We start from the raw sequence: 21,188 nt of genomic DNA, 5'->3' as shown, positions 1-21,188 counted from the left end.
ATATGCTGTGATGAATCCACCCGTGTGATAAAATGCAATATTTGAACGACCACAGTGGAGCGAGCAATGGAGCCATCCATCGCGAGTCGACAGTGTACGATTTCGATCCGGACATCGAAACCACAGGGAACGACCGGCAATACCCATCCTGAGTGGATTCAACCCAGAATCAGACCGTGATGCCACTACGAGATTGCGCCCGAAAGAATGTTCCTCATGTACCCCTACCTGAGGTAGTTTATCAAAGATTGCAGGCGCAAAAACCTCGTCCTTTCGGGCGGGGATACAGCGCCGTCTTTGGTTGCAAACACTGAAATCGGAAGGTTTGCGTGCCAACAATACGGTTCTGTGATTGTCGATTCGATGGTACTCCATCGGATTTGACTGTTCGTAAACTGGCAGTTGATTTGGTGTTTGCCGTACCAAACAAGTAAGCCTTCGGACACCCAACCGACAGAAAACAACCAAGTAATTCCGAGTCCTATACAGGATAGGAGTACCGGGGGCGTGGCACTTCCATCGGCGGGTCGGGTCGGGTCGTAAACGTACGTTCCCAAACCAACGTAATCGGGCGTGGGAAGCCCCGCCGTGTACCGCGGGGAGGATGTCACCCAAAACCGAGTGTTGGTAAATGCTTTCTGCTATCGGTTCGAATCTCGACAGTTGAGATGGACTCGCCATCTCGCTTCGAGAGGGCAAACCGTGAAACGTCGTCATCCGACCGCCAACACTACTCATCGAAAGCGAAGACGCGACGAGGGGAGTGTTCAACCAGCCAGTAGAACGTCCCGCTGAAATCAGGTCTCGTCAGGGTTCGCATCCTGCACTTCGACAATTTCCGCCTGCGGGATGACCGTCTCATCGCCGCTCGTTCGGATCTGAATCGACTGGCCGGGAAGGGCAGGGTCGTCCTCATCGGTAGGTTCCTCCGGAACGGAGATTCCTATGACCGCATCAATAGTGATGGATCGACGTTGAATCGGGTCGCCGTCGTGTTCGACCGTCTCCCAGATTTCGGCGTCGAACTCGCTCATGCTTTTGCCGAAATACTCCTCCGCATCCTTATTGATGGAATCTTCGGTCTGTGACTCTCCGGCCGTCCGGTTACCGTCTTCGACCTGTTCGTGCTGATACTGATAGACGTGTGCGAACATCGTCGCGGGTACGACAGTCACCAACTAAAGAATATAGCATGAATAATACTGTATTACTTCTCACGGGTGGATGCGGGTCTTGTGAGAAGTTGCACCAGGTGAAAGGACTTAGACGCGAATTGTATCAGAGTCTATGATTTTACAATTCGACAGTCCGGATCATCCAACCATCCGAGGTAGATACGTCGAGTAACGGATCAATTCACTCAGACTCTGCGCGAGTGTGTTTGCGGGCGCTTAGAATTGGCTGAGAACGCCAAGCTGTCGACACGATTGATACAAGCACGAAGGAATGCATATTTGAGAATTAGATAGGCTGGCGATTGTGGTGCGAATTAGCTGATAGATTAGAGTTTCCAGCTATCGGTGCCACACGTACTCCGAAGGAATCTGACGGTCGGGCCATTGTCGAAAATCTCGATCAGGAACTCGTCTCTTCGACGGTGAGTCGATGTGACTTCGGATCCCGATTGATAATCGTAATGTCGATCGGATTCTCGATGAATGGTAGTGACGTACATCCCGAGAGCATCGGTGAATCGCCTCGGTCAGAAATCATCATTGTGGTTTCGAAACTCTACGAATTGAACTGTTCAAAACGGCCTTTAATTGTTTTCATCCAAATTCAACCAAATAAAAAGAACTGAGACGACTATGGCCGATATCATCTCCTCTTACCAATTAACTCACTGTCGGAAGTGAAATAGAATAAAGAATTACTCTTTTTATCCCTTAGTACCATGGTGCTTCTAACTATAGAGGAAAAAATGAGTTTACAAGACAAACAAAAAGCTTCTACATCACTATCACTGAATCCGTTCACAGAAAACTTCAGGCCGCTAGCCCTTATCCAGCTACTTCTGATACCACTTCTCCTTGTAGATGTTCTCCTCCGCTCACCAAACTCTCCCGAACAGTACGGGTCGTTTCATCTCGTCTTGCTTTTTCTCTACGTATCTCCTTTGCTACTGTTCATGCGCAGTTATTACGATGAAGATTGGAATCTGTGGCTGCATGTCGCACAATTTGCGGCACTGATACTGCTAACCTTTATTCTTCTCCGACAGCACAACAAATACATACCTGTACCAGAGGAAGGACGCACCATACACGTCGCTTTGATCTTCCTATTATACACTCTGTATCCACTAACCAGTCACAACTTCTTGCAATTTCTCCGAAGTAGAATGGTGTACATCAGTTCATACGTGACGCTACTCGGGATATATTTCTACCACGTCAACGAAATGAGCGCCGGCTCAACGAGAGCGTCGTTCGTCGTTTACGTGGCATTGATAATGGGACTGAATCTCTTTTTCATACCCAGGTACATCTCACGGAATGTCTTTCTTTGGGGCGTCTCCCTCGTATCAGCGTTTGTCGTCACGATCGGATTGCCGGCATACATAATCGGGGAATACGAGCTCTCCTGGCTGCAAATCAAGCTCTTTAACGCGAAGTTCGCACTGCCGCTGCTCGGGACGAAAGTTCACTTTTTGCAATCGATTTTATCGAATCCGAACACCGTCGGTGTTCTCGCGTTCGCAGGTGCATTTGGGGCGCTTGTATTAACAGGAGAATACTCTCGCCGAAGGCAATTACTGTTGATACCGGTTGCAGCGATGCTGTTTCTGGTGAACGGCCTCGGCCTGTACTTGACACACTCTCGGGCGGCCTGGCTCGCGTTCGCTCTGGGGTCGACCGTGTATATCGGATACGTCGTATTTGATCGTCAAAGCATTCCGTACACCGTCATATCCCTCGGAGCACTCACAATACTGTTCTTCGTTGGAATCTTTTTGACGATAATTCCGATAGATACTCACGGTCGATTTGCCCTCTGGACGGGGGGATTCCGAACAATTCTAGAGGCCCCATCTCCGCTCGGGTATGGCGTTATCAATACCCACGAGGCGATCGCGCCGAATGTTCCAAATCCGAATTTGCGAGGATACTCACCACACAACTCGTATGTGGAGATTTTTCTCCATACCGGTATCGTCGGTGGATTGGCGTACATAACGATAGTGCTGGGAAGCATCTTTGAAGGGATCGTTCGAAAAAACACCGTCGATGTCCCGATGCTCGGATTCGCCCTCGCGTTCTCGATCAATCAAATGTTTGAAGTTTATTCGCTGTTCAATATCGCTGTTGGATCGATACTCTCTTCCTTGGTTTTCGGCTACCTCATCTGCGGCTATCGTAAGTGAATCTCTCGAGCGTTCGCCTCGATGGAAAACCCCATTTTACCCGTCATTACGAGGGCCATCCGCTGAAACGCCACATTGCCGTGGTCTAAAAGCGCTCGGAAGTATCATAAACTCAGTCTCATACACAGCGCGCTCAGAATAGAATGAAGATCGTAGACCACAGAACGAGTAAAGTTAGTGTCGAAACGAGAAAGGCGATCCAGAAGCCGGTAAATTCGGATAGTTTCGGGCTGAAGGTTTTGATGGTTACGAACTGCATTGTCTCGGCTACCCATTTACTGTCGGATTCAGATATACAGTCAATAAATAGATATACGTTCACCTAATCTGCACACAGGGTCACTAGTACACCATCTGATTCGGTTTCATTTTGTTCAAAAATATGCAATTATAGAAGATGAAGTGGATAGCTTTCGGCCGGATGCAAATCATCGTGTTCTTATTGTTTTTCCAACTCAATCTAAAACCGAATTACCTTTCTTCCTTGGCTAGTATTCCCATTTTATGGCCGAAAAGTCCCTCCTTGTCGCCATCGTCGCGGGTATCTTACAAGGGATCTTCGAGTGGCTTCCGATCTCCAGCGAGGGAAATATCACTCTATTTCTTCGTGCAATGGGGAGTCAACCAGATGCAGCACTGCGCTTCTCTCTCTTTTTACACGCAGGAACTGCTGTCGCCGCTGCGGTGTATTATCGAGGTGAACTTAAAGGCGTCCTCGAATCGCTTCCGGATTGGCGCCCCAGTTCGGCGTTTCAGACTCGTCAGGCAGAGCTTTCGTTTCTGACCGTCGCAACTCTCGCGTCCGGAGCTGTCGGACTCCTCGCGTACAAGACTCTCGATGCTGTGGTTTCTGAACTAGCGGGAGGGGGCTTTGTCGCGCTTATCGGCGTATTGCTGATCGGTACGGGAATACTCCTCCGAACCGCTGACCGATTTGAATTAGGAAACCGTGAAACACCAACGTTGGTAGATGCACTTCTCGTCGGCGCGATGCAAGGATTGGCTATTCTCCCAGGAGTTTCGCGGTCGGGAACGACTGCGGGAACACTTCTGTTCCGTGGATATAGCGGTTCGGACGCGTTTCGTCTCTCGTTTCTGCTTAGCATTCCGGCCGCGGCGGGTGCGGGAGTGTTAGTCGTTCTCGAAACAGGTGGCCTTCCCGTCGTCGCACCCACAGCTGCCGTCGCTGCACTCGCGTCTAGTGCTATCATCGGCTATCTCACTATCGACATGTTGTTGCGAGTCGTCGAACGTGTGTCCTTCTGGGCTGTCTGTGTTGGTATTGGTGTGCTAGCAATTCTGGGAGGTATTTTCTTACTCGAATTCCAGGTGTAGGAAGGCTTCCAAGGAATGTAACCAGGCGAAAATCGATTTGATGAAGTATCGGTAAGAAGTACTTTCAACGATTGTTGTTAAAATCCGATGAATGCGTATCCGATTCCAAAGGAAGCCAGCAGAATACCAATTGCAATCATCACATCGTCGATTGTCATTTGTTATGATACCTCCGATCGTATTTTGTCTATGTTATTCGGATTATATATGCTTTATTAATAAATAATATGGTATTTAGGGCCATTTTCAATTTCATAAAAATATCGATATTCGCAAGCTCACACTATTGGTCGGAGATTTGGAATCACTTTCTCTCGGTGTGAAACCAGGAATTAGGTTCCAATTAGAGGAGATGTAGCACTGAGAAAGCGATTCCAAACCAGAGGGCAGCAGATAGTATACCACCAATCAGATATCCTCGCCAAAACGAGTTCGTGTTGTTCTGAGAGTGTGTTGAGAATTTCGCGTTCATTTGGCGAGCAGCACCGATTGAACCATTGATTGTAGTGACCTTTCGTACGTCCGCATATCTGAACGATGTATTGCTAACAGTATTGTAATGATGTCCCTACCTGTTCGTAAACGAGACTTGCTTATATTCCCTATTTGATTTATATAAAATAGATACTATTGAACCAAAATACAGTTATACACAAAGTAATGATCAGATAAATTTCTATATAGACTGTCGCTGGTTCATTATACAAAGATAATTATATATTCCTTTAAAGGATCAGCTTTATAGTCTTGTGCTAACTTTAATTTTTCAATGTCCTCCACATCCCGTTACCGCTTCACAAGTATTGCTGGAACGGTATTATTAGTTGTACTTGCGGTTGCGGTCGCAAACTACACTGCCGTACAGGTATTTATTACGACCTCAATTCCAGTAGTCAGCCAACTTCATGCGAATGTCCTTCCGCCAACGAAAATCGCTGTCGCGGGGTTCATCACTGTACTTCTCGTGACAGGGAGTCTCATCCCTATGTTCAAACCCCGTCCTCGGCGGATTCTGGACACGCTCTTCGTCACAGAAAAACAACTTTTGATCGCGATGCTCGGACTCGCAACCATCGGTTACTTCGATTATTCATATCGTCTCCCCCGATCGACGCTCATAGTTATTTCGGCATTGCTCGGGGTTTTTCTTCCGCTACTGTTCGTTACTATTCGTAGACGGCCGAGTATCAAGAATGAGCGAGCGATCATTGTCGGGGACGATATTCGACACATCAATGATGTCCTCGAAGTCATCAATACTCCCGTTTTAGGCTATGTCTCACCAGTAAGCGGTAAAGAAATCAAAGATTGGGAACGAAAAAAGGTCATTACTGACGGTGGTACTGAACAACCCTTGCCAGGTGTCAAACGCCTTGGAGGACTTTCTCGATTAGAGAACGTCTTACTCGAAAACAGTGTTGATGTCGCTATTTTAGCCTTTTCTACCACCGATCGAGCAGAGTTCTTTGGCGCACTGGATACGTGTCACCAGCATGGTGTGACTGCGAAAGCCCCGAGCCGTCAGATCGATAGCATTCTTACCAAGGCGGAAGCGACGGAAGATGACAAACTCGTCGAAATTGCCCTCGAACCATGGGACTGGCAAGATTATCTATTCAAACGGGCGTTCGACGTGCTGTTTGCATCCATCAGCCTCCTCGTGTTTGCACCACTACTCGGAGTCATAGCACTGGCAATCAAACTCGACAGTCCCGGGCCAGTGTTTTATAGCCAGGCACGAACAGCGGAGTTTGGTGGGACATTTCAAGTGTACAAATTCAGAAGTATGGTCACCGATGCAGAAGCCGAAACTGGTGCCAAGGTTAGCGAAGAGGACAAGGGTGAAGTTGACCCGCGTGTCACGCGTGTTGGCCGGATTCTCAGGCGAACCCATTTGGACGAGATTCCACAGCTGTGGTCCATCCTTGTGGGGGACATGAGCGTCGTCGGACCGCGTCCGGAGCGACCGGAACTTGATTCCGACATCGAAACTGGGGTCGTGGAGTGGAGAAAGCGCTGGTTCATCAAGCCCGGATTGACCGGACTCGCACAAATCAGCGACGCGACCGGCCACGAACCGGCCAAGAAACTACGGTACGATATCGAGTATGTCCGCCGACAGTCATTCTGGTTCGACGTTCAAATCGTGACTCGGCAACTGTGGCAAGTGGTAAGGGACGTCGGGTATCTCATCCGTGGCGAAGAAAAACGCTAGTTTGACTATCATCGTCCTTTCTCGATTCTTCTCTTTATGGGTAATCGTCCAACTGTATCTCTAGTGCTAGCGTTCTTCCGTCGGACGATGCAATAGACGGTTGATGTTTCAGCTCCTAATTTGGACGTATATGTCTCGTATCAGACTATCGCCCCAGTAGAAACAGATTTAATCAAGGGGTCTCCACAAGAAAGACAATGGTAGAAACGCCAGTCGACCAAGCTGTCCTCGTCACCGGCGGAGCGGGTTTCGTCGGAAGCCACCTTGTCGATGCGCTCGTTTCCGATAACGACGTTCGAATCCTCGACAACTTTTCTTCCGGGAAGCGCTCGAACGTGAACAAAAATGCGACGGTAATCGAAGGGGACATCTGTGATTCCGAGACATTAGCCCGTGCAACGGCCGACGTCGACCTGATATTCCACGAAGCGGGCGTCGTGAGTGTCCAACAGTCCGTGGAGGAACCAATGCGCGCAAACGAAGTGAACATCGATGCGACCCTCGCCCTGCTCGAGCGGGCACGTGATATCGGTGCTCGCGTCGTCTTGGCGTCAAGTTGTGCGATTTACGGTCAGCCAACTGCAGTCCCAATTTCCGAGGACGAACCCTTTTCCCCATCATCCCCATACGGCTTGCAGAAATCCGCGCTCGATCACTACGCTCGTCTCTACGAGGAGTTGTACGGGTTGGAGACGGTCGCACTCAGATACTTCAATATCTACGGACCACGCCAATCGAGCGGTGATTATAGCGGCGTCATCAGTATCTTCAACCGCCAAGCAACGAACGGCGAACCGATTACCGTCGATGGCGAGGGGAAACAGACCCGCGATTTTGTCCATGTTGATGATGTCGTCAAAGCCAATCTCCTGGCAGCGACGACCGACCATGTCGGTGAAGCGTATAACATCGGCACCGGCGAGAGCGTAACGATAAACGAACTCGCCGAGACGATTCTCGACGTCTCCGGGTCATCGTCAGAGATTGTCCATACGGATCCCCGTCCAGGGGACATCCAGGAAAGCGAAGCGGAGATCTCGAAGGCAAATGAAAAGCTTGGCTACGAACCGACTATCTCGTTACACGAAGGATTGCAATCCATCATCAACTGAACTTGGAGAACGAATTTTCAACTTACGTCTCTGGTAGATGTCCAGATATCGATGGAAGTTCCCGACAAGAACCGTACGAATCCGGAAGCGAAAGCGAGGTTCATACTGAGGAAATACGCCGGTATTCCAAACAGCGCCGACGATCGAGCGCGCGGGCTCGCCATTCCAACTACAGCCGCTCCATAGCACGCTAGTTGTCCGACCAGTAGCGTCGTCGCCAGGAAGGACGGGATAAGTGTTGCAAGCACTGCGTTCGACAGAAGAACAAGAAGTAACACTGCAGGTAAACACCATCTGCAAACTTTGTGTGAGAAAAATTCGAACGCGATCAGTCCGTGTCGAGGGGAGAGCAATGACCGGTACCAAACGAGAGACTGATAATTTCCAGCCCCGATTCTGATCCGCCGTCTGTATTCCTGCCACAGGTTCCCAGTTGTTTCTTCGGTGGCTTTCGCCGAATCGACGAACACGATTCGACGACCGCTCATTGCCTGTTGTAGTACTACAATAAAATCGTCTGTGAGGGCTGCCTCCGGGATCTGATCGAAATTATTCCGGCGTAGCGCGAGCATGCCGCCATTGGCGCTCACTGTTGTCCCCAATTTCGATTCGAGTTTTCGGATGCCTAATTCATATTTCCAATAGGAACTCTCGGTACTCTTCCCCTCGGCGTCAACCAATCGAAGTGAGCCCGTCGTCAATCCCACAGCATCGTCGGCGAGTGGTGCGACTAATTCGATTATCGCATCGGAGTCGTACATCGTATTTGCGTCGGAAAACACGAGTACATCCCCGGTTGCTTCGGCAACTGCTTGATTAAGGGCGTAACTCTTTCCTCGTCGTTCCTCCAACGAGAGGAGTCGCGTTCGAGTCCCAGCGTGTTGTTCGACTATTGTATCCGTCTTATCGGTCGAATCCGAAACGATGATGCAATCGAATTGACCGTCGTACTCGATTGCTCGTGTATTCTCGAGCTTTTCCTGCATGATCGATTCTTCGTTATGTGCAGCGACGATCATCGTGACCGATGGACGGAAGTCTGGGTAGTTCTCCTCATCCCGTTGCACGAATTTCGATAGCACAATGAGGACAAGTGGATACCCGACATATGTGTATAGCATTATTGACAACCCGACAATAAAAGCGAGTGTCACCAGAAGAGCGATCATCGTTCGGCAATTCTCAAGACGGGAAGATAAGAGTTGGCGATAGTGATCTCAATCAGAACATTGAATCCCAGGTCTTTGCGATCTTTTCTGCCGTCTGTTGCCATGAGAATTTGGTTGCTCGTTCATACCCGAGCTCTCGATACTTATCTCGTGCGTGCTCGTTTGTCCACAGGTCACTGATTTCTCGGCTGATAGTGGATACGTCCTGGGGATCAACCGTGATTGCCGCATCACCGACTACTTCCGGGAGTGAGGAGGTACTCGATGTAATAACGGGTGTACCTGATTGTATTGCCTCTAAGACGGGGAGACCAAATCCTTCATAGAGCGATGGAAACACGAAAATGCGAGCCATATTATACAGGAGTGGGAGATCTTCTTCTGCAACATAGCCGGTAAATGTGATCTGATCCTTGAAGTGACACTGTTGATATACCTCTTTGAACCCTTCGTCTGCGAGTTGCTCTTTACCGACTATTACGAGCGGCGGCCGCTCCTCTTCGCTCAGTAAGGACAACGCTTCGATAACCGCCACTAAATTTTTCCGTGGTTCGATATTCCCGACGTAGAGAAGAAACTGGTCGGGTAAATCGTATTTCTCTCGTAGTCGTTCACTTGTTTTCGACGAGAGCTCGCGCGGCCGATAGCGTTCATTGGCTGCACCTGGTGCTACCGAGATTTTTTCGGGGTGGATATCACGGTAGTTCTGGAGATCTTGCTCCGAGTGACTCGAAACGGTGATGATCCGATCTGCTTTTTCCACTGCTCTACCGAGGAATGCTCGTAGGTAAATACGATACAATCGAGGATGCGCATCTGGATAGGTTCGATGAATCATATCGTGGACGATGATCGTACTCGGCCCATCGAACATGATTGGCTGAACGAAGTTCGGTCCGAAGAAAGAGCCTACTCGGTCTTCTTTTAGCGCCCTTAGCAAGGTTATATTCACCCACCATGTCGGTGCAGCAGCCCCGAGTAAGTTGTCAACGAACCCGGGAGAGCGTATTGGTCGCCAAACCAGTGTGGTGCTCTCCGGGATTTCGATCGATGCAGGGGATTCGTTCGCGCGGTCGTCGTAATATGCATATAGCGTATGCCCTGCGAAAGCACCCGACTCGATGATGTTCGCAAGATAATTGCCAACTCCCGAGATATTTCCAACAAGCGTTCGTGCGTCGAGACCGATCTTCATCGGTTTCCTTTTCTAATGTGGTTCTATAATAGATTCCGCCTTTGAATCGAAATTTCAGTAGTTCCTATAATATGGACTACTCCACCTTGATCGTCCGTGGGGATGGGCTGTCGAGTTCCCCTCCCACCACGGTTCGTATTTCCGTTCGAAAACGATCTCGACCGAATTGCTCGGTAATCGACGGGAGGTTTGTTCGAAGCTTTCGTTCAAATTCCGGATTTGAGAGAACGGTATCGATATTTTCTACAGCTTCCGAAACAGAGTCATAGAGGAGAGTAGACTGATTATTGACAATTTCACGCTGACCACCGCTATTAGGTACAAAGGGAAGAGCTTCTCCAGCGACCATTTCTGCAACGACCATTCCGAAATGCTCGTTGTTCTTCCCATGTAGTCCGTATCGGTGTGTATTCACCAGTTGGACTAGCTCTTCACGACTAACTTCGTTCTCTATATGAACGAAGTCGTGTTTCTCTGCTCTCGCTTCTATTTGTTGTTGATAGTCGGACATATGTGGTGGTCCGATCAAATGAAGATGAACATCATGACCACGTTCGTGAAGTCGAGCAATGATTTCGATGTTTCGGAGGATGTTCTTATCGGGTGCGAAACGACCGATCGAAACGAAGCCGTTCTCCTTTTCGTCGTGCGGGGCGGGGTCGAATTCCTCGGTATCTACCGGGGGATAGACGGTTTTCGGTCGGATATTGTACTCCTCTTCTACAAGATTGGCCATCCAATCGGAGTTTGCAAGCGCCATCGAATTTCGGATCCGTTCGGTGGATGCACCTGCGATGTATCTGCAGAATTCTGTATAAACATCCCGTGAGCCACTTTGGTCCCTCGCATCGAGTGCAACTTTCGGTTGGGAGTAAACAGGGTGGTGGAAATAGAGGATCGGATTGCCATCCGTTCCTAATTCATTAAACGTTCCAATCACGAGGTCAAACGCATGCAGCGATTCCCGAATAGCACGGTTTAGTAGCGCATATTTTAAAAGACCTAACCGAGAGCCTATCGCCTCATTCAATATCGTACTAGACGTGGGGACTCGAACAGTTATGTTACCGACGTCTGCATTATAATAGGGATTCAATTTCTCGAAATCCGGTGTCTGTGTGGTAAACAGAGTAACGTCATACTGATCTTGTAATGCTTCTAGCACGTTCATGCAAACGGCTTCCGCACCGCCTTTTACGGAAAAATCCGGATGGATTACTGCGATAGTAGTCATGTAAATCACGTACTCTCCTGTTACGGTAAGTAGTCCCTGTTTTCGTGGGCATTATCATCAGACTTGTGACTACGTATCTAATAATGTTTATCCGATGTAGTAGAAAATAATACTATCCCCGTCTCCGATACTGGATGCGTGGATTCTATTTGGTCGCATTGTAGCATTGGATTGCCGATTTACAGCACTATATTATTGATTATGATCTCATATAGTTTTTAATCCTACCTAAGAAATTCGCAAAGAAATATCCAGAGAAGATGGAAAACTAAACAGTGGATGAGTGATTAGAATTATCCAATCGAAATACGAGGCCAAAATGACAAATATTGCACTTGTAGTTCTCGATACCCTTCGGAAAGATGCGTTTGATAAACATTTTGATTGGCTACCTGGGAAACGATTCGAACGGGCCTACTCAACGGCTAATTGGACCGTCCCCGCTCACGCTTCCCTATTTACTGGCCTGTATTCAAGCGAAGTAGGCGTCCATGCGAAGAACATGTATTTCGACGCGGACGAGCCTGCAATCGCTGAACAACTTCGGGAACAGGGATACGAAACGCGCGCATTCAGCGCAAACACGAACGTTTCGGGTCACTTCGATTTCGATCGCGGATTTACTCAGTTCGACGCTCCAGAAAAGATGGAGCATCTAAATGACGATAACCAGTTCGATTGGCGAAATTATAATCGAAATGCGGACGATACAGGTGCCAAGAAATACCTGAAAGCATTGTATGCCTGCATTCAGGACGATTCCGCAACGATCCCCTCTCTGGTGACTGGAATCAATCTCCTTCGTTATGGTGGAAATCCCACCGAGTATGGAGGTTCGTTAGAAGCGCTAGAATGGCTCGAGGAGACGCAGTTTGGTGACCGAGAGTTTCTCTTCCTTAATCTCATGGAAGCACACGAACCATATCGAGTCCCGTCTGAGTACCAAACCGTTGAAGAGCCCGATTTGACTGGCTCTGTCGGAGATATCAGCATTGATGAAGTCGATGCTAGTCAAACGAAACAAGCATACGACGACTGTGCCACTTATCTTTCCGATATCTATAAGGAAATTTTCGACCTTCTATCTTCCAAGTTCGATTATGTGATTACCGTGGCTGACCACGGCGAACTTCTCGGTGAACACGATTCGTGGGGTCACGAATACGGGATCTATCCGCAATTGACGCACGTGCCACTGGTCATCTCGGGCGATGACCTTTCCGGCAGTGACGCTGGTGCAGTGAGTATCCTTGACGTTCATCGAACGATTCAGACGCTCGCCGGTATCGAAGGTGAATCACGTGGACGGAACCTCCTCGAGGATCTCTCCGAGGGGTCGTTTTTGACCGAGTATCACGGACTCACCTCTTGGAGCGAGAAAAAGCTGGAGGAAAATGGATATGGAGACGATGTTGAGCGGTACAACGATGATCTCAGCGGGTACGTCGCTCCACAAGATTACTACGGATACGAAACTCAATCAGGGGTCCAAGTCACCGGTACGAATCAGGATCCAGATGTCAGCGAGAAAATACAACGACTGTGTGAAGAATTGGACATCCGCGACGTGGAGAAGAACAACGACGTTCCGGACGAAATCAAAGATCGATTAGAGGATCTGGGATACGCTTAACTTTATATTTCCACGCCCTTCTTCACTGCTTATTCAGCTCTACTCGACGTGAGAGCCGCTGTTACGAGATTATATTGGTGAACAATAGTGTAAAGATACCTTAGGAGTATTTAGTGATTAGAATACCCGGCGAAATCAGATGCTCACTATGGATAATAAATTGTAATTTCTGTTGTTTGTCTCCCATTGAATATCCATAAGACATTTGAGCATTAATCCCAACTTGATAATCTCTCCGTTGAGTTATTGGGACGATTAATTTAATCTTTTTTATACGATTATAATCTACATCACGGTTTTATACTATGATTTATTATTGGACATATTCGCCTGTCCTGGAATATATTTATAGACTCGCTTTGCCTGTAGAACCATATGGGCTTACTTGGATCTCGGAACAGCACGACTATTTCCAATGCTTGGTCTCAAACAATTTTCCTTACTTGCACCCTTATTGTTGGGCTCCTATTGGGTGCGCCACTTTTTCATTTTATCATTAAATCCTCCGGTATACCACTCCCACTTCCACTGCTCGTCGGAGTCGGAATTGTTGGCATAGTGTTTGCAGCCGTGGTGGTATCTCAAGATGCCTGGCTACTTGGTGGCTTCATTTCACTCATCGTCCTAGCCACGTTTAATGCGGATATACCAATTTTGCCAGCTGCAAATAAATATCCAACCGCCATTGTTGGACGGATTCTGTTAGTCCACTTTCCGCTCATATTTCTCTGTTTAATCGCTGTAGCAGCTGGTTGGTATTACGATTCACCGGGAGTACCAGTCTATCTTCTCGGTGGATTTGTCGTAGCCACAGTACTTTCAGTAATCTTTGGAATTCGCGTGAAATTCATACCGGCTGGATTTTTCGTTCTATATGCAGTGGAGATCGTTGCTGTCGTCTGGTTGGTTGAAATGGCGATACGGAAGGATATTCTCACGATGAAACAACTCGTGACGATTTTTCTACTCATCATTATCGGTCAGGCATTTGTCGGAGTCGCCCAACTACTTCATCAGGGTTCTTTTGGTCTGTCTTATCTCGGAGAGGGAGGTGCGTACAAACGCGTTTGGATGACACTCCCAGTGGTGGGTAGCTTTAGCATAGGTCCATTTGTTGCCGGCTTTACAGGTATGTCGTTCACACTCTCGATATTCTGTGCAACAGCCATACCAATTGTTGCGAGTCTGGCGATTAGAGAAGATGGTATACGACGCAACCTTCTCCTCCTCAGTCTCGTCTTATTCGTCGCAATAATTCGATTCTCCGCAGCAGATTCGGTACGAGGTGCTGTTATACTTTCCTCACTATGTTATGGTGCATTGCTTTTCTACCTTCGTTCTAAAGATACGTTGACGATTTCACTCCCGAAAGGAACGAAAACTAAAGGCATATGCCTGGTTCTCCTCCTCTTGTTAATTGTTCTCGTCCCCTCGCACGTGACTGGTGACTCGTTCTCTACTACGATGAGCTCTAACTCATCACCTGTGGAAGTTGTATCTCACTCGACGGCTCACGATGTGGCTAGTGGTGAATCACTTGACTTAACGTCACAGAATGTGTCAGAAAGCGATAAAACAGCATCGACTAGGGAGAAGACGACGTCAAAAAGTGGTGAATCAGCATTGACTAAGGAAAAGAAGTTAGTCACATCTGCAAATAACACCACAAAGAAGGTGTCAATCCCATTCTTTTCGACTGCAAACTTAGGAACTCGATTCCAACAGTACGGTGTGGCTCTTGATGTCTTCGCCGATCACCCTATCTTCGGAATCGGTGGTGTCAATTTTGTACATATCGCAGAGGATTATGGACTTTCCGTCCCCGATGGATATAGTCATCCTCGACTCATTCACAATACCTATCTTGCGATATTGGCGGAAACTGGGTTGATAGGGTTTAGTCTGTATATGGGTTCATTAATCTGTATCGGTTTTTACGGTTGGCGGCTTCTAAATATGAACTCGACTGACCCATTGCTAGTCTCCGGCATTCTCGCTGGACTGGTCGGTATCGCAGCGTTCGGGTTTTGGAATCCTCAAATATACAATATGAAAATCACGTTCATCTTTTGGATATTAGGAGGCGCAATCTTTGGAGAGTATCAGAAAGAGAAAAATATGTAGAACAAATCCCGTAGGATCGGTGCTTGACGAGGACTCAACGCTCTAATAGATGCCATATGCCGTCATACCGTCATAAGTATTATACTCCTCCTGTGTTTATCTGAAGTTGAATTCCGCTTTCGTACCTATACTTGGAAAAATATGAATAAAGTAAAAAAAGTAATCGATAACCCTGAAAAACTATTGTATAAGGCTCGCCAACACATTGGTCGAGTAGAAAATAGGGTATTCGGATGCGATGTGATGGCTGAAGATTGGGATAACCTCCTTATTTTAGATGCTTGTCGGTATGACATGTTCGAACGCCTGGTAGATTTCCCCGGGAAGTTGCATTCGCGGCGTTCAGCAGGATCCGCAACACGTGAGTTTATCACTAACAACTTCACAGGGCGAACGTTCCTCGATACAGTGTACATAACGGGGAATCCGTTTGTGTCCATGGATGCGGGGGATTCTTTCCATGCGCTAGAAGAGACTTGGAAGACACACTGGGATGAAGAACATGGTACAGTTCTTCCGGAGAGTATCCAAGAAGCTACACTAGAAATGGCGGATCGATATCCGGATAAAAGAATCGTTGCCCACTTTATGCAGCCACACCATCCCTTCATCGGCCCGTTTGCACGAGAAGAGATCGGTACCCTGAGCGGGAACAGCCACGCTCGACAGCGAGCTCTCGGAAAAGAATCGAATGATGAAACCGGACAACGGGTCTGGTTCAAAGTAAGAAACGGGGAACTTTCACGTACTACATTAGAACGTGCGTACGATGAGAACCTGGAAATTATTCTTCCAATCATTAAGAATCTTTGCGAACAATTAGACGGGAAAACCGTCATTACCTCCGATCATGGAAATCTACTAAATGAACCTGCGTATCGAGTTCTTTCAGCAAGTCCACATCGGTATTCTCACCCGAAATTTGCAACTGCTGAGTCGCTAGTCACAGTCCCGTGGTTCGAATATCCATTCCAATCCCGTAGAACGATTACTAGCGAACCACCTACCGATCAAGACCATCAAGACGTGACTGACGATACGATCGACGAACGGTTAGAGGCTCTAGGTTACAAATAGAATCAGAACAACTTTACCACTCGAAGCGGCGAAAAAGATAACGAAGTCTCCGATGGAATCGAGGATCGTTGAAGAATAAAGAAAACAACACAACTCACCATCCATAGATATAACCGCCCATCCTCCACACTATGACAGAAAAAATTAATAAGATTTCACAAACTCTCGCATCGTCCGGAGCGATACTCTTTGCTGGAATGATCCTCCAATTGGGCATCAATTTCGGTTCGAAGCTCCTCATTGCTCGAACGTTTGGGAAGGTCGATTATGGAGGGGTTTCACTCGGAATCACACTAATGACAATGGTAACTGTTCTCACCCTTGCGGGGACTGATACAGGCATTGGTCGTTATCTCCCGCGGTTCGAGGATGATGAACGCAGACGTGGTGTGCTCCTATCCGGCTTTCAGATCGTTCTTCCGTTTGCCTTGATAGCCGGTTGTCTGATTTTTCTTTTCTCCAGCACGATAGCAGGTACCGTATTCAACGATTCAAACCTGAGTCCAATCATCCGTGCGTTTGGCTTCGCCATTCCGTTCATGGCTTTCGTGAAGCTTACAATCGGCAGCGTGCGCGGTTTGGAGGATTCGCTCCCGAAGGTGTATCTCCAGAATATCGCTGTTCCTGTCTCACGTTTTGGGATGATAGTCGGAGCAATACTCTTGGGGCTCGGAGCCGTCGGTATCGCGTGGTCGTATGCACTTTCCTACTGTACTGCAGCGATGTTCTGCCTATACTACCTTTATCGTCGAACGCCATTGCTGGCCGATATCAAGCCAGTTGGAATGCACAAAGAGTTACTTGTTTTTTCGGCGCCGATTATGATTACCGCCACCATGAACATGATATTATCAAACATTGATATATTTATGTTGGGTATATTTTCATCCGGAACGGGGGGGATCGGAATCTACAACTCGGTGTACCCTATCGCGTCGATGCTTACCGTGGTTCTAACCTCCTTTGGCTTTATTTTCATGCCGGTAATCTCAAAGCTCCACTCGAACGGTAATCTCACCGAGATGAGGAGGATGTATCAAATCGTCTCTAAATGGGTTTTCCTAGCGACAGTTCCGATATTTCTCGTTGTCGTACTGTATCCGGATGTCGTGATACGTAACACATTCGGTGCAGAGTACTCACCAGGCGCATTTACCCTCACACTTCTTTCAATCGGATTCCTCGCTCACGCCGTCGCCGGTCCAGCTGGAAACGCGTTGACTTCCATCGGGAAAACGAAGTTAATAATGATCGACAATATCTCGGTTGCTTTCGTGAATGTCGTACTTAATCTCGTGCTGATCCCCAAATATTCGTACTTCGGAGCAGCAATCGCAACTACTGCTGGTTATCTGTTGATGAACAGTCTCTATCTCATACAACTGTATCGCTCTATCGGAATCCACCCATTTGGACGATCGTTGTTTCGAACAACGATCGCTGCTTTAGTAGCAGCTGGATTTGCGTATGGTGGTTCCTGGATCCTTCTTGGGGACATTACGCTCGTCAAGCTCATCGGTGCATTTTCATTCTTCTGTGCCATCTATGTCCTGCTAATACTTGTCCTCGGAGGGATTGAGGAGGAAGAACTGGCGCTTGTGGAAGGGTTTGAAAACCGATTCGATATCAATCTCACAGGAGCAAAACAACTGGCACGACGCGTCGCAAAATAATCCATCATGATGAATAATTCTCCGATGACGTCTATGAACACCAAGCGGTAGCACGTTCGTAGCGAGGAATCCATGAGCGAACGACTCGGAATGAGAACGGATTATCGTACTTAGATGCCGATGTATCGGGACTGTGTTTCCACCGGCATATTCAACCACGAGACAGCTGTTTATACTACATAGCCTAGATCTTGTAGCTGCTGCTCAACCCCCGATTTATCATATTCCTCAATATTTTCGGGTGGTTCAGGGACTATCTTTTTTCGATCGTCACTGTGAACGATGAACCACGGAACATGGACGAGCTCATCCATATATACTCCGTCAGGATGACCGTAGATTCGAATCGGTGTTGGAAATACCCGTTCACCAAGTAATTCACCATGATCCGCTGAAATTACAGTTTTTCCCTTGAGTTGTGGAAGTAAGGTTCTAACATCCTCAACTACTAACTCTAGATTCTCTTCATAAGCTCGCTGAACGAGTCCGTTTTGCAATCCATATTTTTTGGGTATTTCGTTCAATTCGTCAGTAGCATTGAAATGTTCACGTCCAAATGGGCCGATAAACGGGTAATGTGGCTGAACATAGTGGATAAGTAGTCGCTTATTCGGGTATCTTTTGCTCGCTTCGAGAGCGACTTCGGTAAGCGTTTCTGGCCGGGCGATCGTATTTCCATCGCCTTCTCGAAACTTGCTTTGCCAAACCCCCTTGTGCGCATGAAGTTCCGAATTAATCTCATCGCGTATATGTGCATAATTTCCGTTTGCAGTGACATAGACGACATCATGTAAATTTCGGTCAGAAAAATTTGCCCGAACCCACTCACGTGTCATACTTCCTCGTGAAATCCTGGATTCTAACGTTCCATCCAAATCGCTTGCATGGGGTTTAAAAGAATCGTAACGGCAGGCGTCGAGGATAATGAGATTATCCCAGTCTTCGGCAAACACGTCGATTCCCTCTGCATTATATCCTCTATCGTTTCTAGCTTGATAATAAATACGACTGATCTGTCTACCTATTGCGTATCTATCTGGAATATTTCTCCTCTTAATACGGCGAATAACACGGTCAATCATTCCCGGAGAGTATCTTTCGATTCTACTTAATTATTGCGTCCAAATGAAAATTGAGTTTAATATTCACTGGTAAGGTCAATCTTAAAATGTAATAACTAGCAATATTCAAATCTGTGTTGAGTAGTCTGATTATTCATAAGATAGTATCGCAGATTGGCTGTCATGATATCCCTCGCAACTCCACTATCCGTTTGTTATAAGTAACGCCTCTGAGTCAACTAAAAATAGCGCTCCACAAATGCAACTTACTGACAAACGCGTCCTCGTTACCGGCGGTGCAGGGTTCATCGGATCGAATCTCGCAAACCACCTCGCTACGGAAAACGACGTCGTCGTCGTCGATGACGGCTACCTCGGAACGCCCGAGAACCTCGACGACGCTGTCGAGTTCCACGAAAAAAGTGTTCTCGACGACGACCTGCCGACGGACGTTGACGTCGTCTTCCACCTTGCTGCCCTCTCGTCATACAAAATGCACGAGGAAAACCCAACGAAGGGTGCTCGTGTGAACGTCGAAGGGTTCGTCAATACGGTCGAACAAGCCCGAGACGATGGCTGTGAGACTGTCGTGTACGCCTCCACATCGTCCATCTACGGAAACCGAACCGAACCGTCGCCGGAGTACATGGACGTGACGGTCAACACCGGCTACGAAGCATCCAAGCTCGCGCGTGAGCGCTACGCCGAGTACTTCGCCAACCACTACGATATGCATATGGCCGGCATGCGGTTTTTCTCCGTGTATCAGGGCTATGGCGGGGCCGAAGAGCACAAGGGTGAATTTGCGAACGTCATCGCGCAGTTCGCAGATGATCTCGATAAGGGAGAAGCACCGGTCATCTACGGCGATGGCACCCAAACGCGGGATTTCACGCACGTTTCCGACATCGTGCGGGGATTGGAACTCGCTGCAGAACACCAGTTGACGGGAATCTACAATCTCGGTACGGGCGAGAGCTACGACTTCAACACGGTCGTGGAGATGCTGAACGACGAGTTAGGGACGGATATTCAACCGGAATACGTCGAGAATCCGATACCAGACGACGTCTACGTCCACGATACGATGGCCGATACGACCGCGATGTATGAAGCAACTGGGTGGGAACCAGAGATTTCGTTCAAGGAGGGTCTCGAACGGGTGTGTAGACAGTACGTATGAACTTGAGTACCGAATAAGACCATGGTAAACGGTTTCGTCGTGATTCTGCATCGAGATTAAGAAATCGTGCCCCTCCCCGATATCGTCGGTGATGAACACAATCTCACGGTGTATCTGTAGACGACAGACGAACACTTATTCACACCCGAAGCGCGAGCGGAACTGGACACAGTTTTCAGGCATCGGCGGCCGGAATTCCAGCGACAAGCACGTCCGATTGGAGAGTGAATTTATACCGAAGAACCCAACCAGATGGTCTAACCCAATCGGTCAGTGTTGGACGGAATCACGGCTTCTCCAACCGGAATGAGTCAGTTTTGATGTCGAACTCGACTGGGAAACTCCAGTCGGGGTTCCGACTCGACATAAAAACAGCTTGTTTCAGCAACCAGTGGAGCTAATCCGTGTCTTTGGGAACGAATCGTATGGCAGAACTTGAAGCCGAGTTCGAAAAAAGCCGGTCAGATATCGCAACTTACCTCCGCGAGTTCGCTGACAAACTTGACTCGAATGGAACGCAACATACCAACGCGAGTAGTCGAACGCAGGGAGCCAACGAGACGACTTCCATGACCGACTCGACGGACGACACCTCGGTGCATCAATCCGACGCGAACAATCAAGAGAAGGTGACAATCCTCGTCGGGAACGACAGTGCAACCGTGAATCCTCCCGAAACGCTCTCGTTTAGCGTCGCGGTCGATTCGGATTCCTCGCTGATGGATTCAGGTGCCGAAGAGAGTGTCACCTTTACGCTTCGGTGGGCTAGCGACGACGTGCAAGAAGACGACGAACTCAGCGTTCACTGAACGC

At 48.0% G+C, this 21,188-nt stretch carries 15 protein-coding genes; 10 read left to right on the top strand and 5 right to left on the bottom strand.

The window, feature by feature from the left end:
* Positions 1-797 precede the first annotated feature (797 nt).
* A complete protein-coding gene (locus ACN2TU_RS16615; RefSeq protein ID WP_435156890.1) occupies positions 798-1,175 on the bottom strand; it encodes a hypothetical protein in 378 nt (125 codons plus the stop codon).
* Between the two features lie 1,166 nt (positions 1,176-2,341).
* Here ACN2TU_RS16615 and ACN2TU_RS16610 point away from each other — a divergent pair.
* The 4 genes from ACN2TU_RS16610 (at position 2,342) to ACN2TU_RS16595 (ending at position 8,026) form a co-directional block, all read left to right on the top strand.
* The gene (locus tag ACN2TU_RS16610) at positions 2,342-3,364 is read left to right on the top strand and encodes an O-antigen ligase family protein (RefSeq protein WP_435156889.1); all 1,023 of its coding nucleotides are present in this window, start codon (positions 2,342-2,344) and stop codon (positions 3,362-3,364) included.
* A 504-nt stretch (positions 3,365-3,868) separates the two neighbouring features.
* On the top strand, positions 3,869-4,699 hold the full coding sequence (locus ACN2TU_RS16605; RefSeq protein ID WP_435156888.1) for an undecaprenyl-diphosphate phosphatase: 831 nt from the start codon (positions 3,869-3,871) through the stop codon (positions 4,697-4,699).
* Between the two features lie 769 nt (positions 4,700-5,468).
* Positions 5,469-6,914 carry a sugar transferase gene (locus ACN2TU_RS16600; protein ID WP_435156887.1) on the top strand — a complete coding sequence of 482 codons (1,446 nt, stop codon included), beginning with the start codon at positions 5,469-5,471 and terminating at the stop codon, positions 6,912-6,914.
* Between the two features lie 197 nt (positions 6,915-7,111).
* Positions 7,112-8,026, top strand: coding sequence for an NAD-dependent epimerase/dehydratase family protein (locus tag ACN2TU_RS16595; RefSeq protein ID WP_435156886.1), 915 nt, complete (start codon positions 7,112-7,114; stop codon positions 8,024-8,026).
* Positions 8,027-8,043: 17 nt separating this feature from the next.
* Here the strand turns inward: ACN2TU_RS16595 and ACN2TU_RS16590 are convergent, their stop codons facing one another.
* The 3 genes from ACN2TU_RS16590 to ACN2TU_RS16580 all read right to left on the bottom strand — a co-directional run bounded on the left by ACN2TU_RS16590 (position 8,044) and on the right by ACN2TU_RS16580 (position 11,624).
* Positions 8,044-9,108 (bottom strand): glycosyltransferase family 2 protein, encoded by a 1,065-nt coding sequence (locus tag ACN2TU_RS16590; protein ID WP_435156884.1) that lies wholly within the window; start codon positions 9,106-9,108, stop codon positions 8,044-8,046.
* Between the two features lie 139 nt (positions 9,109-9,247).
* A complete protein-coding gene (locus tag ACN2TU_RS16585; RefSeq protein WP_435156883.1) occupies positions 9,248-10,390 on the bottom strand; it encodes a glycosyltransferase family 4 protein in 1,143 nt (380 codons plus the stop codon).
* Positions 10,391-10,466: 76 nt separating this feature from the next.
* Complete coding sequence (locus ACN2TU_RS16580) at positions 10,467-11,624, bottom strand: glycosyltransferase family 4 protein (RefSeq protein ID WP_435156882.1); 1,158 nt, start codon at positions 11,622-11,624, stop codon at positions 10,467-10,469.
* Between the two features lie 319 nt (positions 11,625-11,943).
* On the opposite strand from ACN2TU_RS16580, the gene ACN2TU_RS16575 reads away from it, so the two are divergent.
* The 4 genes from ACN2TU_RS16575 to ACN2TU_RS16560 all read left to right on the top strand — a co-directional run bounded on the left by ACN2TU_RS16575 (position 11,944) and on the right by ACN2TU_RS16560 (position 18,131).
* Positions 11,944-13,257, top strand: a complete 1,314-nt coding sequence (locus tag ACN2TU_RS16575) for a sulfatase-like hydrolase/transferase (RefSeq protein ID WP_435156881.1) — start codon at positions 11,944-11,946, stop codon at positions 13,255-13,257.
* 375 nt (positions 13,258-13,632) lie between these two features.
* Positions 13,633-15,381 (top strand): O-antigen ligase family protein, encoded by a 1,749-nt coding sequence (locus tag ACN2TU_RS16570; RefSeq protein ID WP_435156880.1) that lies wholly within the window; start codon positions 13,633-13,635, stop codon positions 15,379-15,381.
* A 141-nt stretch (positions 15,382-15,522) separates the two neighbouring features.
* Positions 15,523-16,458: a hypothetical protein gene (locus tag ACN2TU_RS16565; protein WP_435156879.1), complete on the top strand. Its 936-nt coding sequence runs from the start codon at positions 15,523-15,525 to the stop codon at positions 16,456-16,458.
* A gap of 131 nt (positions 16,459-16,589) precedes the next feature.
* Complete coding sequence (locus ACN2TU_RS16560; RefSeq protein WP_435156878.1) at positions 16,590-18,131, top strand: flippase; 1,542 nt, start codon at positions 16,590-16,592, stop codon at positions 18,129-18,131.
* 170 nt (positions 18,132-18,301) lie between these two features.
* Here the strand turns inward: ACN2TU_RS16560 and ACN2TU_RS16555 are convergent, their stop codons facing one another.
* Positions 18,302-19,213 carry a hypothetical protein gene (locus ACN2TU_RS16555; protein ID WP_435156877.1) on the bottom strand — a complete coding sequence of 304 codons (912 nt, stop codon included), beginning with the start codon at positions 19,211-19,213 and terminating at the stop codon, positions 18,302-18,304.
* A 238-nt stretch (positions 19,214-19,451) separates the two neighbouring features.
* On the opposite strand from ACN2TU_RS16555, the gene ACN2TU_RS16550 reads away from it, so the two are divergent.
* Together ACN2TU_RS16550 and ACN2TU_RS16545 are read left to right on the top strand one after the other, a co-directional pair.
* Positions 19,452-20,375: an NAD-dependent epimerase/dehydratase family protein gene (locus ACN2TU_RS16550; RefSeq protein ID WP_435156876.1), complete on the top strand. Its 924-nt coding sequence runs from the start codon at positions 19,452-19,454 to the stop codon at positions 20,373-20,375.
* Between the two features lie 425 nt (positions 20,376-20,800).
* Positions 20,801-21,184, top strand: a complete 384-nt coding sequence (locus ACN2TU_RS16545; RefSeq protein WP_435156875.1) for an amphi-Trp domain-containing protein — start codon at positions 20,801-20,803, stop codon at positions 21,182-21,184.
* The last annotated feature ends 4 nt before the right edge of the window (positions 21,185-21,188 follow it).

This window comes from Haladaptatus marinus (assembly GCF_051194195.1).
Note: the sequence above shows the minus strand (reverse complement) of the source record. Positions and strands in the feature narration are given on the sequence as shown.

Excerpts from the sequence above, each read along its gene's own strand:
- ACN2TU_RS16610 (WP_435156889.1), top strand. The coding sequence starts at position 2,342 with ATGGTGTACATCAGTTCATACGTGACGCTACTCGGGATATATTTCTAC.
- ACN2TU_RS16605 (WP_435156888.1), top strand. The coding sequence starts at position 3,869 with ATGGCCGAAAAGTCCCTCCTTGTCGCCATCGTCGCGGGTATCTTACAA.
- ACN2TU_RS16600 (WP_435156887.1), top strand. The coding sequence starts at position 5,469 with ATGTCCTCCACATCCCGTTACCGCTTCACAAGTATTGCTGGAACGGTA.
- ACN2TU_RS16595 (WP_435156886.1), top strand. The coding sequence starts at position 7,112 with ATGGTAGAAACGCCAGTCGACCAAGCTGTCCTCGTCACCGGCGGAGCG.
- ACN2TU_RS16585 (WP_435156883.1), bottom strand. The coding sequence starts at position 10,390 with ATGAAGATCGGTCTCGACGCACGAACGCTTGTTGGAAATATCTCGGGA.
- ACN2TU_RS16580 (WP_435156882.1), bottom strand. The coding sequence starts at position 11,624 with ATGACTACTATCGCAGTAATCCATCCGGATTTTTCCGTAAAAGGCGGT.
- ACN2TU_RS16575 (WP_435156881.1), top strand. The coding sequence starts at position 11,944 with ATGACAAATATTGCACTTGTAGTTCTCGATACCCTTCGGAAAGATGCG.
- ACN2TU_RS16570 (WP_435156880.1), top strand. The coding sequence starts at position 13,633 with ATGGGCTTACTTGGATCTCGGAACAGCACGACTATTTCCAATGCTTGG.
- ACN2TU_RS16565 (WP_435156879.1), top strand. The coding sequence starts at position 15,523 with ATGAATAAAGTAAAAAAAGTAATCGATAACCCTGAAAAACTATTGTAT.
- ACN2TU_RS16560 (WP_435156878.1), top strand. The coding sequence starts at position 16,590 with ATGACAGAAAAAATTAATAAGATTTCACAAACTCTCGCATCGTCCGGA.
- ACN2TU_RS16555 (WP_435156877.1), bottom strand. The coding sequence starts at position 19,213 with ATGATTGACCGTGTTATTCGCCGTATTAAGAGGAGAAATATTCCAGAT.
- ACN2TU_RS16550 (WP_435156876.1), top strand. The coding sequence starts at position 19,452 with ATGCAACTTACTGACAAACGCGTCCTCGTTACCGGCGGTGCAGGGTTC.
- ACN2TU_RS16545 (WP_435156875.1), top strand. The coding sequence starts at position 20,801 with ATGGCAGAACTTGAAGCCGAGTTCGAAAAAAGCCGGTCAGATATCGCA.